The sequence below is a fragment of the Roseateles toxinivorans genome, from assembly GCF_004362525.1.
Lineage (GTDB): Bacteria > Pseudomonadota > Gammaproteobacteria > Burkholderiales > Burkholderiaceae_C > Paucibacter > Paucibacter toxinivorans.
On record NZ_SNXS01000016.1, the window covers coordinates 1 to 16087 of the forward strand.

Annotated in this window: 9 protein-coding genes and 3 pseudogenes; 4 read left to right on the forward strand and 8 right to left on the reverse strand. The window is 67.1% G+C overall.

Annotated elements, in window-relative coordinates; all coding sequences use genetic code 11:
- Positions 1-533: 533 nt before the first annotated feature.
- The 8 genes and pseudogenes from mdeB to DES47_RS27075 form a co-directional block, all read right to left on the reverse strand.
- Positions 534-3234: pseudogene (gene mdeB / locus DES47_RS27040) on the reverse strand (alpha-ketoglutarate dehydrogenase).
- 11 nt (positions 3235-3245) lie between these two features.
- Positions 3246-4216: pseudogene (gene ctlX / locus DES47_RS27045) on the reverse strand (citrulline utilization hydrolase CtlX).
- A 176-nt stretch (positions 4217-4392) separates the two neighbouring features.
- Positions 4393-4922: pseudogene (locus tag DES47_RS27050) on the reverse strand (aminotransferase class I/II-fold pyridoxal phosphate-dependent enzyme); the annotation flags it as partial.
- Positions 4923-5171: 249 nt separating this feature from the next.
- Entirely contained in the window at positions 5172-6749 is a 1578-nt protein-coding gene (locus DES47_RS27055) for an ABC transporter substrate-binding protein (protein ID WP_133703904.1), read from the reverse strand.
- Positions 6746-7459 (reverse strand): gamma-glutamyl-gamma-aminobutyrate hydrolase family protein, encoded by a 714-nt coding sequence (locus DES47_RS27060; protein ID WP_133703905.1) that lies wholly within the window; start codon positions 7457-7459, stop codon positions 6746-6748. Before DES47_RS27060 ends, DES47_RS27055 begins: the two co-directional genes overlap by 4 nt.
- The gene (locus DES47_RS27065; RefSeq protein ID WP_133703906.1) at positions 7456-8907 is read right to left on the reverse strand and encodes a M81 family metallopeptidase; all 1452 of its coding nucleotides are present in this window, start codon (positions 8905-8907) and stop codon (positions 7456-7458) included. Before DES47_RS27065 ends, DES47_RS27060 begins: the two co-directional genes overlap by 4 nt.
- A 24-nt stretch (positions 8908-8931) precedes the next feature.
- Positions 8932-11169, reverse strand: coding sequence for a TonB-dependent receptor (locus DES47_RS27070; RefSeq protein WP_133703907.1), 2238 nt, complete (start codon positions 11167-11169; stop codon positions 8932-8934).
- Positions 11170-11190: 21 nt separating this feature from the next.
- Complete coding sequence (locus DES47_RS27075; protein WP_133703908.1) at positions 11191-11796, reverse strand: RNA polymerase sigma factor; 606 nt, start codon at positions 11794-11796, stop codon at positions 11191-11193.
- Between the two features lie 134 nt (positions 11797-11930).
- On the opposite strand from DES47_RS27075, the gene DES47_RS27080 reads away from it, so the two are divergent.
- The 4 genes from DES47_RS27080 (at position 11931) to DES47_RS27095 (ending at position 16073) form a co-directional block, all read left to right on the forward strand.
- Positions 11931-12911, forward strand: coding sequence for an ABC transporter ATP-binding protein (locus DES47_RS27080; protein WP_133703909.1), 981 nt, complete (start codon positions 11931-11933; stop codon positions 12909-12911).
- Between the two features lie 61 nt (positions 12912-12972).
- Positions 12973-13752, forward strand: a complete 780-nt coding sequence (locus DES47_RS27085) for an ATP-binding cassette domain-containing protein (RefSeq protein WP_133703910.1) — start codon at positions 12973-12975, stop codon at positions 13750-13752.
- A gap of 19 nt (positions 13753-13771) precedes the next feature.
- Positions 13772-14965, forward strand: a complete 1194-nt coding sequence (locus DES47_RS27090) for a lipid-transfer protein (RefSeq protein ID WP_133703911.1) — start codon at positions 13772-13774, stop codon at positions 14963-14965.
- Between the two features lie 10 nt (positions 14966-14975).
- The gene (locus tag DES47_RS27095; RefSeq protein ID WP_133703912.1) at positions 14976-16073 is read left to right on the forward strand and encodes a CaiB/BaiF CoA transferase family protein; all 1098 of its coding nucleotides are present in this window, start codon (positions 14976-14978) and stop codon (positions 16071-16073) included.
- Positions 16074-16087 lie beyond the last annotated feature (14 nt).

The window sequence follows — 16087 nt, forward strand, 5'->3', positions numbered from 1 at the left end:
GCAGAGATGAGACGAAAGGGGCTCACTGGGGGGGCGGGGGGGGGGGGGGGGGGGGGGGGGGGGGGGGGGGGGGGGGGGGGGGGGGGGGGGGGGGGGGGGTGGGTGGAAAACATTAGCCCTATCAATTACTTACAAGCCGACAGCCTTGCGCCCCAAGTTCACTTGATGGTGGGATGCAAAAGAATCCGACAGGCGTCAAAGTGCATGCGGGCAGCCGTACACGTCGATGTCGGACGTGCGCCCGAGGAAACATGACCGGCAAGACGCGGTAGCCGACTTGCTCGGAACCGGCCCGTTGCGAGCGGCCTGGCATTGCGGAATGCATGCGCCCTAGGCTGATTTTCTGAGCGCTTCGGGATCTTGTAGCCGGACCCGCGTGTGACCCTTCCGGTTCGGCAACGAAGGCGACCATCGCGTCGTCTACCAGAACGAGGCCGCCGAGGCCGAGCTGCAGCGGGTGGACTTTGATTTAGCCGTCATTGAGAAGATAACTCTGCACGCTTGAATGCCGGCAACCGCCCCTACCTCATACTTCAGCAGGTCCACGACGCCTCGCCCTCTGTATCGATGTCATAGCGCTGGATTGCCTGCATACACAGCGCTCGATCAATAGCCCCGGCGCGGGCCAGCGCGTCGAGCGCAGCCAGAACGATGTGGTGGCGGTTCACTTCGAAGAGGTTGCGTAGGGCGGCCCGGGTGTCGCTGCGTCCGAAGCCATCGGTGCCGAGCACGGTAAACGGTGCTTCGAAGCTGCCGGCGATCGCCTGGGGCCAGGCGCGCACGTAGTCGCTGGCGGCGATCACCGGCGCATTCCCTGTTAGGCAACGTGCTACATGGCTCAGTCGCTGCGGCTGTTCGGGATGCAGGCGGTTGAAGCGCTCCACCTCGCGCGCCTCGCGGGCCAATTCGCTGAAGCTGGTGGCGCTCCAGACCTCGCTGGCAATCTGCCAGTCGTCGCGCAGTAGTTCGGAGGCGGCGATGATCTCGCGCAGGATCGTGCCCGAGCCGATAAGCCGCATCGGTGCGCCGGCCACCGGCTTCTCCACCGCCACATTGGCAAAGCGGTAGAGGCCGCGGATCACGTCGGCTTGCGCGCCCTCCGGCAACGAAGGCTGCGCGTAGTTCTCATTCTTCAGCGTGACGTAGTAGAAGACGTCCTGCTGCTCCTGCAGCATCTGCCGCATGCCGTAGTCCAAGATCACGGCGAATTCGCCGACGAAGCAGGGATCATAGGCGCGGCAGTTGGGGATCTGCGCCGCCTGCACGAGGCTGGAGCCATCCTGGTGCTGCAGACCCTCACCTCCGAGCGTCGTGCGCCCCGCCGTGGCTCCCAGCAGAAATCCGCGCGCGCGCTGATCGGCCGCAGCCCAGATCAGGTCGCCCACGCGCTGGAAGCCGAACATCGAGTAGTAGATGTAGAACGGCAGCATCGGCAGGTTGTGCACGCTGTAGCTGGTGGCGACGGCGGTCCAGCTGCTGAGCGCGCCGGCTTCGCTGATGCCCTCTTCCAGAATCTGTCCGTTGGTCGCCTCGCGATAACTCATCAGTGAGCCGATATCCTCGGGCTCGTAGTTCTGGGCCGCACAGGAATAGATGCCGATCTGCTTGAACAGACTGGCCATGCCGAAGGTGCGCGCCTCATCGGCGACGATAGGCACCACGCGCGGACCCAACTGAGCGTCCTTGAGTAGGCCTCCCAGCATGCGAACGAATGCCATCGTCGTGCTCATCTCCTTGCCGTCGGCCTTCAGCGCAAAATCGCCGTATTGCGCCAGCGGCGGAACCGCCAGAGCGTCGGCTTGCCGGCGCCGGCTCGGCATGGTCCCGCCCAGCGCCGTACGGCGCGCGTGCAGGTAGCGCATCTCGGGGCTGTCATCAGCGGGCTTGACGAATTTCAATGCGGCCGCCTGTTCGTCGGTGAGCGGCAAGTTGAAGCGGTTGCGGAAGGTCAACAGCTCCTCGCGTTCGAGCTTCTTCTGCTGGTGCGCGGTCATGCGCCCCTGTCCGGCATCGCCCATGCCATAGCCCTTCTTGGTCTGAGCAAGGATGACGACGGGCTGGCCCACGGTGTGCGCCGCCGCGTGATAGGCGGCATAGATCTTCACCAGGTCGTGGCCGCCGCGTTTGAGGCGGTCGATCTGTTCGTCGCTCAGGCCTTGCGCGAGCGCGGCGAGCGCTGGGTCCTGGCCGAAGAAATGCTCGCGGTTGTAGCGCCCGTCCTTGGCGGCGAAGGTCTGGAACTGACCGTCCACTGTCTGCGAGAACACGCGCGCCAACGCTCCGCTGAGGTCGCGCGCGAAGAGGCCGTCCCAGTCCGAGCCCCACACCAGCTTGATCACTCGCCAGCCGGCGCCGGTGAAAAGCGCCTCGAGCTCGTCAATGATCCGGCCGTTTCCACGCACCGGGCCGTCCAGCCGCTGCAGATTGCAGTTGATGACCCAGGTCAAGTTATCGAGCTTTTCGCGCGCCGCCAGCGTGAGCGCGCACATGCTCTCCGGCTCGTCCATCTCGCCGTCGCCGAACACGCCCCAGACACGGCGCCCAGCGGTGTTGTGCAGGCCCCGGTGCTGCAGGTAGCGAATGAAGCGCGCGTGGTAGATCGAGCTGATCGGCCCCAGGCCCATCGAGCCGGTGGGGAATTGCCAGAAGTCGGACATCAGCCACGGGTGCGGATAGCTGGACAGCCCACGTGCACCGGCGGCGCGCGCCGATCTCCTGCCGGTAGTACGCGATGTCGGCTTCGCCCAGGCGGCCTTCCAGGAAGGCGCGTGCGTACACGCCAGGAGCCGAGTGCGGTTGGAAGAACACCAGGTCGGCCAGGTCACCGGCCCGGAAGAAGTGGTTGAAGCCAACTTCGAACAAATCCGCCGCGCTGGCGTTGCTGGCGATGTGGCCGCCTAGCTCGCCGTAGGCTTGGTTGGCGCGCACGACCATCGCCAGCGCGTTCCATCGCATCAGCGAGGCCAAACGCTCCTCGACCGCGAGATCTCCCGGAAACACCGGTTGCTGTGAGACCGGTATCGAGTTGATATAGGGTGTACCGCGCACCGGCTGCCATCCGACGGAAGGGGCGCGAGCCTCAGCTGACAGCATATCCATCAATTCACGGACACGTGCCGGGCCGGCCGCCTGAAGAACCGAGTGGAGTGCGTCACGCCATTCGGCGCTCTCTTGCAGGTCGCTGTCCAGCCCGGTCAGCTGTTCGAGATGATGTGGATCGAAAGAGTCGCTCATAGGTTTGTGTCCTAAGCTGTGCGGCGCGTCAGGTGAACCCCAGCAAGCATGCGGCGCACGGATCCGCCCGCCAGTTCGATGGATGAGACGGACAAGGGCAAGAGGGTTGCATGATGCCGAAGCTGTGCCCGTTGATCGTTGCTCAGGGCAGCTTTCGCGCGCGTGGAGATTGCCAGCAACGGCCCCGCCGATCCCGCGAGCTCCATCGCATTGCCGGCGAGCTCGCTAATCTGTTCCTCGCCAAGCACAATCAGTTCCCGACCGGACTGACGAAGCCTCACTGCTATTTCGTCGCGACGCCGGATTTCAGGGATCAGGTCCAGGCCAACAATGGCAAATGCGGAGCCGATGCACATCAGGACATTGGTGTGATAAATCTCGCGACCAGCCGAGTCAGCCGATCCGAACGCCATGGGCTCGAAACCAAAGTGTGTGCAAAAGCGCTCCAGCGCCACAGCGTTGGCGCGGTTCGAGCGGGCGGGATACGCAACTCGCTCGACATGGTCCAGCACCATGGCGGCGGCACCTTCAAGGAATAGTCCATCGTCTCCAGCCCCTAGTAGTCGATTACATCCTGCGCCTTGTATTGCGCTTTCAGCATCTCGATCACATCGCTGCGGCGCTCGCGCCTGCGGTTCGGCGTGTACATCGGATAGATCGCCACATGCCCTCCAGCGTGGGTCGAAAACCAGTTGTTCGGGAAGACCGAGTCAGGCGTCTCGTTGGCCTGCATGTCCTCGAACAGATGCACTATCACTCCAGCATCTTCCAGTGCCGCGGCCGCGACGCTCACCTCGTCGTAGGCTCGCTTGGCGAGCAACCCAGTGGGCTCTTCGGAGCCGCTGCGCTGAAAGCTGTTGTCGGCGGCTGTCTGAGGATTCGGACAAAAGTGATGGGGGCGAATCATCACGACGGCATCGGGCGCCTGCACGCATCGCGGTCGCTTCCAAACGCCTGCGGATGTCTTGCTGGTGATGGTCATTGGCGGCTTCCCTTGATCAATTGAAAGAGCATGCATGCACCGCCAAGTCGTCCAGCACGTGAGTTTCTTGGCCAAGACAAGTGCGCTGGCAGCAGCGAGGTTTCATGCCGCCGCAGCGGCACCACCATAGGCGGGTCGAGACGCGCATCAAACGCCCGCCAATAGCAGCCCGCTTGCTATGCGCTTTGTACGGTTGCTGTGTCGGCTTTGAACATCGCCTTGATACCACGTACAGCTTGGCGGATACACAGTTCGTTTTCGATCAGCGCGAAGCGCACGTAGTCATCTCCGTGGTCTCCGAAGCCGATGCCGGGTGAAACGCAGACCCTAGCTTTGGCCAGCATCTGGCGGGCGAATTCCAATGATCCCAGCGCCCTGTAGGCCTCGGGGACCCGCGCCCAGATGTACATCGATGCCTTGGGGCATTCGACGTCCCAGCCGATTTCCTGCAGACCCCTGTAGAGAACATCGCGACGACGCTGTTACTTGGCTGCGATGCCCTTGACGCATTACTTGTCGCCCTCGAGCGCCGCGATCGCCGCCATCTGCAAGGGCGTGAAGGTGCCGTAGTCGTGATAGCTCTTCATGCCCGCAAGTGCCGCCACCATGCTGGGGTTGCCGACCAAGAAACCGATGCGCCAGCCGGCCATGTTGTAGCTTTTGCCTAGAACTCGACCGCGATGCACTTGGCGCTCGGCACTTTCAATGCGCGCAAAGCGGCGTTGGCCTGAGGCTGTGCTCGTGTCGGAAATCCTAGGGTTCAAAGTCAAGCACCGGCTGGAGGCCCAGCACCTGTGCAAAAAATTTCAGTTCGGCCTCGAGCGCTTGCTGAACGCCACGGAGCCACTCAAGCCATGTCCCTCCCCCTCGAAAGTGAGACAGCGCACCTGGCATGGGCGGCGCAGCCGGGCTCTGAGCGTGCCGGGCTGCGTCCACTGCTGCGTCAAACAAGGGTTCAGCGGGCTTCTGCGCGGCGCATGGTGTCGAAATTGTAGAAGGTCGGCTGAGAAAAGTTGTAGTTCACGCCGGCAATGTCGCTGCGCGCCGCACGCTGCCAATCGAGTTGGAACAGCACCACGGTAGGCATCTCGTCCAGCACGATGCGCTGGGCCTGCTGGTACAGGTCGACTCGCTCGGTCGGGTCCAGGCTGCGGTCGGCCTGAGTGATCAGCTTGTCGACGACGGCATTGCGGTAGCGCGGGAAATTGGCGCCGCCGATCATGGCCGAGTTGTAGACGAAGTTGAAGATGATCGACGGGTCGGGGAAGTCGAGGTTGATCGACTGTGTCGTGATGTCGAAGTCGCCCTTCATGATCTTGGTCCGCGCGGCGACGGAGATGCGCTCGATCACCACTTTCAGGCCGACCGCCTCGAGTTGGCTGCTGATGGCCAGCGCCAGCGGCGACGCGCCGCTGCCGTCACCCACCACCGTGAAGCGCAGCGGTGTGCCGGGCGCAACGCCGGCCTCGCGCAGCAGCGCACGCGCCGCCTGCGGGTCGTAGCGCGGCAGCGGCAGGCTGGCATCGTGGCCCGGCACACCTGCCGGCAGCACACCCCGCAGCAGGCTGGTGCGGCCACTGTAGAGCGCCTTGCCGATCAGTTCGCGATCGATGGCCAGTGAAATGGCGCGGCGCACGCGCACGTCGCGCAACAGCGGCCGCTCGTTGTTCAGGTGCAGGAAGCTGACCGTGGGCGACAGGCCGGTGACGACCTGCACGCCCGGCTGCGCAGCCATCCAGTCGTCGACCGTGCCCGAGACCGGGTCGACGATGTCGATCGCGCCCTTGGCGAGCTGGATCGCGCGCGTGGCGTCGTCCTTCACGATCAGGAAGCTCACTTCCTTGAAGTACTCGGGCTGCCGGTCGGCGTGCGGGTTCAGTTCCAGCATGACCTGCTGCCCCTTCTCGAAGCGCGCCACACGGTATGGGCCGCTGCCGGCCGTGTGCGTGGCGAGCCAGCGGCTGCCGAGGTCGCTGCCGTGGGCCTGCGCCATCACCTTCGGATTGACGATGCTGGCCGTCGGCACCGCCAGCACCTGCAGGAAGAAGGGCACCGGCGTTCGCAGCGTGAAGCGCACCTCGTGCGGCGCCGGCGCCCCGACACTGCGCAGGAAGAACAGGAACTGCGCCGGCGGCGCCTTCAACTTCAGCGTACGCTCGAACGAGAACTTGACCGCTTCGGCGGTGACCTCGCTGCCGTCGTCGAAGCGGTGGCCCGGGCGCAGGAAGAAGGTCCACTGCAGCCCGTCAGCCGAGGTCTCCCAGCGCTCAGCCAGCTGGCCCAGCATGCGCCCGGTGGGCCGGCCGTCGGCCACTTCGGCGACCACCAGCTTCTCGTAGGCCAGGTTCATCGCCAGCTGGTTGGCCGACACGAAGGTGGCGGCCGGGTCGAGCGACGTGATGTCGCGGCCGACCGCCATCGTCACGCGCTGCGGGTCGCGCGGGATGTCGGAGACATCGCAGGCCGTCAGTGCCAGCGCCAGCGCCAGCGCCAGCCCGACCGCCCTGACCACGGCCGGCGCCGAGCGCCTCACGCCGCGCTCGCCCGTACGAAGGCCTGCATCAGCCGCCGCTCGGGCTCGCTGAGCAGAAACTCCGGGTGCCACTGGGTGCCGATGCAGAAGCGCTGGCCGGGCACCTCGATGGCCTCGACCACGCCGTCGTCGGACCAGGCGCTGACCACCGCGCCGGCGCCGGCCGCAAGCACGCCCTGGCGGTGGCGCGTGTTGACGTCGAAGGATGAGGCACCGGTGACGGCGGCCAGCCGGGTACCCGGCACGACCTGCACCGGATGCACGGTCTGCGTGTAGCTGGGGCCGCTGTGGCGCGACCACTCGGCGCGCACATCGCCGAGCGTGACGACCAGGTCGCCCCCGGTCACCATGTTCAGGGTCTGGAAGCCGCCACACACCGCCAGCACGGCCAGGTCGCGCTCGATCGCGCGGCGCAGCAAGGCGGCCTCGAAGCGAGTGCGGCGCTCCTTCTCGGGCGGCTCGGTGCCGTCGTGGCGGAACAGGCCAGGCACCTGGAACTGGTAGCCGCCGCCGGTGACGAGCAGGCCGTCGAGGAGGTTCAGATAGGCGTCGATGTCATCGGCCTCGTGGGGCAAGAGGACTGCGGTGGCACCGGCCTCGCGCAGCCCGTCGACGTTGCGCGCGTCGACGAAATAGAAGTCGCGCGGGGGGCTGCCTTCGGGGCAGAATTCGATGTCGGGCGTGACGCCGATGACGGGTCTCTTGTTCATGACAACGTGAAGTCCTTGTCCAGTGGCCACAGCGGGCGCTGCACATGGCGCAGGCCCTCCTGTCCGCTCGATGTCTGGCGTGATGGTAGGCGCAGCATAAACACGCGCTCGGTGATGGCGTCGAAACCCAGGTGGAACTGCTGCGAGGACTTCAACACGATGAAGCGGTGCGCGGCGCAGTCGATGCCCAGGCCGCTGAACAGGCTCGGGTCGTAGGCCTGGTCGCGCACGCTGACCAGCACCAGCGTGATGCCGTCGAACGAGATCGCCGCCGCGTCGCCCAGCGGCGCGTCGGTGCCGCCGATGCGCTGGTGGTGCTGGCGCTTGAGCGCCAGCACCTCGGCCTGCACGTCCAGTGGCCAGCCCGAGTCAGGCCCGACCTTGCCGCCCACCCGCAGCCGCAGCCTTGCGCCGACACCGGCTTCGAAGCAGAAGCGCGCCGCGATCGGGTCCCACAGCGGGCCGGCGCAGACCTCGGTGACGCGGCGCTCCAGCAGCAGGCGCAGCAGTTCGGTATTGTCACCGGCGGCGCCAGCGCCGGGGTTGTCGTCGGCATCGACCAGGATCAGCGGGCGCTCGGTGCTGTCCAGCGCCTGGGCCAGCGTGTTGATCATGGCGGGCCGCGACGAACGCAACTGCTCGCGCAGGTCGAACAGCCGGTGCCCGAACTCGCGCGCAGTGCGCTCTGCCAGCGGCGCGTCGTCGTCGGTGACGACGAGGATCTGAGCGCCCATCTCGGGCACGTCGCCGCGCGGAAAGCCGTGCACGACCGAGATCGACAGCACGGTGCCCGCTTCGCGCTCGCGCACCGCCTGCAGCAGGCCGCGCACCGGCTCCACCCGGGTCGGCAGCGCCGCGAGCATGTGGCAGTGGAAGGCCCGCATCACCGGGCGGATGGTGCCCTTCCGTGTACGCTCCAGCAGCTCGAGCAGCTGTTCGCCGCACTCGACGTAGTCGGTGTGCGGGTACTCCTTGAAGAAAACCAGCACGTCGGCCGCGTCCTGCATTTGCTGCGTCAGGTGGGCGTGGCAGTCGAGCTCGGCGCCGACCGCCACATCAGGGCCGACCAGCGCGCGCACCTGGGCCAGCAGGTCACCCTCGCAGTCATCCATACGGTCGGCCACCATCGCGCCGTGCAGCCCCAGCGCGACGATGTCCACCGGCAGCGCCGCGCGCAGCTGGTCCAGGATCTCGTCGCGCAGGGCCTCGTACACGGGCTGCGGCACCGGCCCGCCCGGCATCGCATAGGCACAAGTGCCCTCGACCACCGACCAGCCCCGCTCGCGCGCGCGGCGGCGGCAGGCCCACAGCGCACCTGTGGCCTCGGTGGGCTGGTCGGGGTGTTCGCCGGGCCGCCATAGCATGGTGTCAGCGAAGGCCTGCCAGCCGGTCGGTATCGGCGAGCCGGTGTCGGTCTCGGTGCCTAAGGTGGCGGTGAACACCCGCATACAAGTCCTCTTTGGCAAGAACGGTCAGAACGCCAGGGTGCCGACGATGCCAAAGGCTCGCGGCCGGCCGTAGCTGACGGTTTGATTGGTGCCCGCGCCGACCGGCGCAGCAAAGCCGGCCGAACCTTGCGCGACGATGTAGCGCTTGTCGAACAAGTTGTTCGAGTACAGCGTGACTTCCCAGCGCCCGCTCTCGCTGGCTAGGCTGACGCGGGCGCCGAACAGGTCGTAGCCCGGCACCCGGTCCGTGGCCAGGTTCTCGCGCCCGGTGAAGTAGCCATCGGTGTGCCTGGCGTCGACGCGCAGCGTCAGCGCGCCGATGGCCAGCGGCAGCGTGTAGGCCACCGAAGCGTTGGAAGTCAGCCGCGGCGCGTTGTTCAGCTTGTTGCCGTTGAAGCTGACCGGCGCGCCGCTGCGCGTGTCAACGTAGTCGGTGTACTTGGCATCGGCGTAGCCGACGCCGCCCGACAGGCGCAGCCCGCTCACCGGCCTCATCGTCGCCTCGAGCTCGAAGCCCTGGCTACGCGCCTTGCCGCCATTGGTCACGATACCCACGACCGCGCCGCCGCCGCCCAGCACCGCCACCTGCTGGGTGACCTGGATGTCGTCGTAGTCCATGCGGTACACGGCGGCGCCGAGGTTGAGGTTGCCGCCCATCAGTGAGCCCTTGGCGCCGATTTCATAGTTGGCCATGCTCTCGTCGGTGAAGCGCGTCTGCCTGAAGTTCGTCGGCCCACCGGCGGTGATGTTGTCGACGTTCCAGCCGCCGCTGCGGAAGCCCTTGCTGTAGGTGGCGTAGACGATCGCATCGCGGTCCAGCCGCCAACGCGCGCTGACCAGTGGCGTCACGTTGTTGGTACTCAGGCTGTCGTGCTCGAGCGGGATCGACGAGCCTAGGAAGGCCGGAAAGGTAACCACCTGCTGGTAGGCCAGGTCCTTCTTTTCGCGCGTGTAGCGCAGGCCGCCGGTCAGCGTCAGGCTCTTGCTGACGTTCCAGTCGACATTGCCGAACACGGCGGCGGTCTTGGAGTTGATGTCGCCGAAGGTATTGCCGGTGGTCGAACGGATCGGCGCGAACACCGGCGCTGCCGGGCCAAAGGTGCTCTTCGAACTGCCTTTGGCCTTCTGTTCGTAGAGATAGACGCCGGCCACGAAGTCCACGGCCGACTTGCCGGTGCTGGCAATGCGGAACTCCTGGCTCCACTGTTCCTGGCTCGAGGTGTTCGCCGATGCCACGATGTTGATTGGCCCGGCATCGGTGTCGCTGGTGCGATTGGTGTCGACCTTGCGGACGCTGGTGATGGAGGTCAGCGCCAACCCGTTGCCGAAGTCGTAGTTGACGATGCCACCGACCCCCTGCACCGTGCGATTGGCCAGTGCCTGCAGGTCGACGTTGGAACTGAAATCATCGCTGCCGGCCACGAAGCCGTAGCCCGAGACGATGTGCGACGACGGCGCCACCGACTTGTCCTTCAGGTAGTCGGCGGCGATGGTGATTTCGAGATTCGCGCTCGGCTTGAGCAGCACCTTGGCGCGCGCGCTGCTCATGTCCTCGTCGCCAGCGCGGCTGCCGGTGGCCAGGTTGTTCATGTAGCCATCGCGCTTGCCCGAATACACGGCCAAGCTGCCGCGCACCGCCTCGGAGCCCAACGGGGCGCTGACGTAGCCGCTCAGCCGGCGCAGGTTATCGGTGCCCAGGTCGACGCTGGCACTGCCTTCCAAGCGCTTGGAAGGCTCGCGCGTGACGACGCTGATCGCACCCGCTATCGAGTTCTTGCCGAACAGCGTGCCTTGCGGCCCGCGCAAGAACTCGACCCGTTCGATGTCGAAGGTCTCAAGGTTGAAGGCGGCACTGCGGCCCATGTAGATGCCGTCGACGTAGACACCGACGCCGCTGTCGAAGCCGATGTTCGAGCGGTTCTGGCTCTGCACGCCGCGTACCGAGAAGCTGGGCAGCGCGTTGTTCTCGGGGCCGAGGAAGACGACGTTGGGCACCGCAGCCTCGGACAGGCGAATCGCACCGCGGTCGGCCAGCTCGTCCCCGCTGAGCACGCTGATCGACAGCGGGACGTCGATGGCGCGTTCGGTGCGTTTGCGCGCGGTGATCGTTATCTGCGGCAGCACGGCGTCGGGTTGCACTTGCACTTGCGTTTGCGCCAGCGCGGGGCTGCTAGCGCCACCCGCCATCAGCAGGAAGATGGTCCCGAAAGTGACCCCCATCGCGGCGGCCAAGGGGGTTTGGGTGAATTCGCTCTGCTTCATGGGTTCTCCGGTTAGTCGGCTTCAGGCCGCGATGTAGAAGGGTGTGCAGACTTGTCGGGCGCGCTGCATGCACCGCTCGACCGTGCGCGTGGTCACGCCCAGGCGGTCGGCGATCTCGGGGTGCGTCAGGTCCTGCAGGCAGCTCATCTCGACCACCTGCGCCGTGCGCGGGCCGTCGGCCTGCAGCGCTTGAGCGATCTGGCCCATGGCACGACGCCAGTGCACCTGGCTCTCCACCGACGGGCTGGGCTGCGCCACATCGACGTCGTCCAGCGGGCCGTGCAAGTGCACCTGCCGGAAGCTGTCGCGCCGCACGCGGTCGATCACCAGATGCTCGGCAGTGCGGAAGAGATAGGCGCGCGGGTTGATATCGAGCTTGGACGGGTCGGGCAGTTGCGCGATGCGCAGGAACACTTCTTGCACGGTGTCGGCGATGTCGTCCTCGTTGCGCAGGAACCGACCCAGGAAGGATCGCAGCGGCCGCTGGTGCGCAGCGAAGGTCTCCGCGATGTAGCGCTCCCGTTCCGCACCGCGGCCCGGGCCGTCCAGCCCACGCAGCGCAGGTAGCGCGCCGGACGGGCCGCCGTCGGAGTCGGCAAGGGCTTGGGCATTGGACGGTTCGAACATGGTTGGAGGTCCCTCAAAGCAGCTGACTAGCCCGCCCGCCGTGCCGTCGAAACCTTTGCGGGGAACGAGGCTTTGGCGATGCGATGGCCTTATGCTATGATTGAACGACCGTTCGGTCAATAGATAATCAACTCATGACTAACCCGCTACTCGTGATCGATAGCCTTCATGTCGCAGCGCGTCGCGACGGCGCACGGCGGGAACTGCTGCGCGACGTCTCGCTGGACATCGCCGCGGGCGAAATCGCTGGGCTGGTGGGCGAATCCGGTTCGGGCAAGTCCATGCTCGGCAGCGCCATCGGCGGCTTGCTGCCCCGTGCCTGCGCGCCGACATCAGGGCGTGTGCTTTGGCGCGGGCGGGACCTGTTGCAGGCCGCAGAGGTCGAATTGGCAGCCCTGCGCGGCGCGCAGATCGCCTATGTCTTTCAGGAGCCGATGACGGCGTTGAACCCGACCTTGCGCCTCGGCCGCCAGCTCACCGACGTGATCCGCCGCCACGGCACGGGCGCCGACGCGACAGCCACCGCGCTCAAGCTGCTGGCCGACGTGCGCATCGAAGACCCGCAGCAGGTCTTCGACGCCTGGCCGCACCAGCTCAGCGGCGGCATGCGCCAGCGAGTGCTGATCGCGATGGCCTTTTCCTGCAGGCCGGCGCTGATCGTCGCCGACGAGCCGACCACCGCGCTGGACGTGACCGTGCAGGCCCAGGTGCTGACGCTGCTGCTGGCGCTGGCCCGCGAACACGGTACCGCCGTGCTGCTGATATCGCACGACATCAGCGTCATCCGCCGCGCTTGCGAGACGGTTCACGTGATGTACGCCGGCCGCATCGTCGAACGCGGACCGACAGCGGCCGTGCTGGGCGCCCCCCGACACCCGTACACGCGGGCGCTGCTGGACTGCCTGCCCGGTCGGGCGCAGCCCAAGGCGCGGCTGACCGCACTGCCGCCGGCCGGCGCTGCCATGCCGGGCTGTGCCTTCCGCGCGCGCTGCCCGGCGGCCTTCGAGCGCTGTGAGCAGGAGCCGCCATTGGGCGCGACATCCGCCACCGGCGCCGCCGCCTGCTGGCTGAATCACCGCAGCGAAAGCGCATCCCATGAAGGCACAACCGAATGAGCCAGCGCCCGGCCGCCCCGAAGCGGGCTCACACCGCAGTGCGCAGCACGAAGGTACCCCAGTGAACGCGCCGCTGCTCGAACTCGATGGCGTCGCGGTGCGCTACGCGTCGCGCCGCACGGCCGCCGTCGAAGGCGTGTCACTGTCCATCGAGGCCGGCCGCACACTCGGCGTGGTGGGCGAATCGGGGTGCGGCAAGAGCACTCTGGCCAAGGCCGTGATGGGGCTGGTGCCCGTCACGGCCGGCACGCTGCGCTTCGGCGGCCGCGACATCACGCGCCTGACGCCGCGGCAGCGCCTGCGCGCCGGCATTTCGATGCAGATCGTGTTCCAGGACCCGCAGAGCTCGCTCGACCCGCGCATGCGTGTTCGCGATCTGATCATCGAGCCGCTGCGCATCGCAGGCGGGGCCACCGCCGGCGTGGCCGAGGCCCTGGCCGACCAGGTGGGGCTGCCGCGCGACGCGCTGGCCAGCCGGCCGCACGAGTTCTCGGGCGGGCAGCGCCAGCGCATCGCCATCGCCCGCGCGCTGGCCGCGCGCCCGCGCCTGCTGGTGCTGGACGAGCCGACGTCAGCCCTGGACCTGTCGGTGCAGGCGCAGATCCTCAACCTGGTGCTGGACCTGCAGCGCGAGCACGGCTTCGCCTACCTGTTCATCAGCCACGATATGGCGGTGGTGCGGCATCTGGCCGACACGGTGGCCGTGATGTTCCGCGGCCAGGTCGTCGAACAGGGCAGCACCGCGGAGGTGCTGGACGCCCCGCGCCACGCCTACACGCAGGAACTGATGCACAGCGCGCTGTCGGGGCAAGACACCGGCGCCGTTGAAACAACGACCTGAACAAACAAGGAGATTGACGATGAGCCAAAACGCAGCCTGGGTGGCCGGGGTCGGCATGGTACCGTTCAAGAAGCCGGGCGCCAGTGAACCCTACGACGCCATGGGCGCCGAGGCCGCCCGCCTGGCACTGAAGGACGCCGGTCTGGACTACACCGATGTGCAGCAGGCCTACGCCGGCTTTGTCTATGGCGACTCCACCAGCGGCCAGCAGGCGCTGTACAAGGTGGGGCTCACGGGCATCCCCATCGTCAACGTCAACAACGCCTGCGCGACGGGCTCGACTGCCCTGTTCCTGGCGCGCCAGGCGGTGGCGCACGGCGTGTGCGACGTCGCCTTGGCTGTGGGCTTCGAGCAGATGAATCCCGGCGCTCTCGGGGTCACGGCCACCGACCGGCCGAGCATCATGGGGCAGCAACTCGCCTACGCCCACGAGACCATCGAATGGAACGACCAGGTGCCCATGGCCGCGCTGCTGTTCGGCAGCGCGGGGCAGGAGCATCAGCACAAGTACGGCACCAGCAACGAAGCCTTCGGCCGGATCTCGGTGAAGGCGCGCGATCACGCCTCACGCAACCCGCACGCCATTTTCCGCGACAAGCTCACGCTGGAAGAGGTGATGTCTTCCAAGCAGATCTATGGTCCGCTTACACGCTACCAATGCTGCCCGCCCACCTGCGGCGCTGCGGCAGCAGTGATCGTTTCCGAGGCCTATGCCCGGCGCAAGGGTCTGAGCAGCCGTGCCGTGGAGATCGTGGCCCAGGCCATGACCACCGACCCGCTGGAGTCCATCCAGGGCCACAGCATGATGCGCGTGGTCGGCTTCGAGATGGCGCGCAACGCCGCCGCCCAGACCTATGAACAGGCGGGCATCGGGCCGCAAGAAGTCGACGTGTGCGAGTTGCACGATTGCTTCACCACCAACGAACTCCTGACCTATGAAGCCCTGGGCCTGGCCCCTGAGGGCGGCGGCGAGAAGTTCATCATGGACGGTAACAACACCTACGGTGGCCGCGTGGTCACCAACCCTTCGGGCGGACTGCTGTCGAAGGGTCATCCGCTCGGTGCGACCGGGCTGGCCCAATGCGCCGAACTCACCTGGCAACTGCGGGGCCAGGCCGAAGCGCGGCAGGTGGAAGGCGCACGCATCGCGCTCCAGCACAACCTGGGGCTGGGCGGTGCCTGCGTTGTCACCATGTACCGCAAGGCCGCCTGAACCCCGCGCCATGACGCAAGGACCGCTGGCCGGCCTGCGCGTGCTGGAACTCGCAGGGCTCGGGCCAGCACCCTTCGCTTGCGCTCTGCTGGCCGACGCAGGCGCCGAGGTGGTGCGCATCGACCGGCCCGGTGTGCCAGTCGAAGCCTCCGACATCCTGGCGCGCGGCCGGCGCTCGGTGGCGCTGGATCTCAAGCGGCCGGCGGATGTACAGACGGCTCTGGCGCTGGCCGCGAGAGCCGACCTCTTCGTCGAGGGATTCCGCCCCGGCGTCATCGAACGCCTGGGTCTAGGCCCGGACGAACTGCTGCAGCGGAACCCGCGGCTGGTCATCGGCCGCATGACGGGCTGGGGCCAACACGGGCCGCTGGCGGCCGACGTCGGACACGACATCAACTACATCGCGCTGTCTGGCGCCCTGGCCAGCATCGGCACGGCGGGCGGTCCGCCGGTGCCGCCGTTGAACCTGGTGGGCGACTTCGGCGGCGGCGCGATGCTGCTGCTGTTCGGTCTGCTGGCCGCGCTTCACGAGGCGCGGCAGTCGGGCCGCGGCCAGGTCGTGGACGCCGCGATGGTCGACGGCAGCATCGCGCTGATGGGCATCTTCCAGTGGATGCGTTCGCAGGGCCGCTGGAACGGGCCACGCGGAGGCAACTGGCTCGACGGCGGCGCGCACTTCTACGGCTGCTACGCCTGCGCCGACGGGCGCTGGCTGGCCGTCGGCGCCATCGAGCCGGCCTTCTACCGCGCGCTGCGTGACCGGCTCGACCTGCTCGACGATGCGCTTTTCGACGCGCAGCACGACACCCTGCAGTGGCCGCAACAGAAGGCGCGTCTGGCCGCGATCTTCGCGACGCGGGATCGGGATGCCTGGTGCAAACACTTCGACGGCAGTGATGCCTGCGTGAGCCCGGTACTGGAACTCGACGAGGTCGCTGCACACCCCCACAACGCGGCACGCGGTGCCATGCACAGCGCTTTCGGCGTCCCGCAACCGGCGCCGGTGCCGCGCTTCTCACGCACGCCCGGCGCCACCGGCAATGCACCGCGAGCGCCCGGCGCCGACCACGCGGCCGTGCTGCGCGACTGGCTGTCCCCGGCCCCCTGACCCAACATCGAAAG

What these genes read in the sequence shown, in the direction of transcription:
- DES47_RS27090 (WP_133703911.1), top strand. Translation starts at nt 13,772, where the DNA reads ATGAGCCAAAACGCAGCCTGGGTGGCCGGGGTCGGCATGGTACCGTTC.
- DES47_RS27075 (WP_133703908.1), bottom strand. Translation starts at nt 11,796, where the DNA reads ATGTTCGAACCGTCCAATGCCCAAGCCCTTGCCGACTCCGACGGCGGC.
- DES47_RS27070 (WP_133703907.1), bottom strand. Translation starts at nt 11,169, where the DNA reads ATGAAGCAGAGCGAATTCACCCAAACCCCCTTGGCCGCCGCGATGGGG.
- DES47_RS27080 (WP_133703909.1), top strand. Translation starts at nt 11,931, where the DNA reads ATGACTAACCCGCTACTCGTGATCGATAGCCTTCATGTCGCAGCGCGT.
- DES47_RS27060 (WP_133703905.1), bottom strand. Translation starts at nt 7,459, where the DNA reads ATGAACAAGAGACCCGTCATCGGCGTCACGCCCGACATCGAATTCTGC.
- DES47_RS27095 (WP_133703912.1), top strand. Translation starts at nt 14,976, where the DNA reads ATGACGCAAGGACCGCTGGCCGGCCTGCGCGTGCTGGAACTCGCAGGG.
- DES47_RS27065 (WP_133703906.1), bottom strand. Translation starts at nt 8,907, where the DNA reads ATGCGGGTGTTCACCGCCACCTTAGGCACCGAGACCGACACCGGCTCG.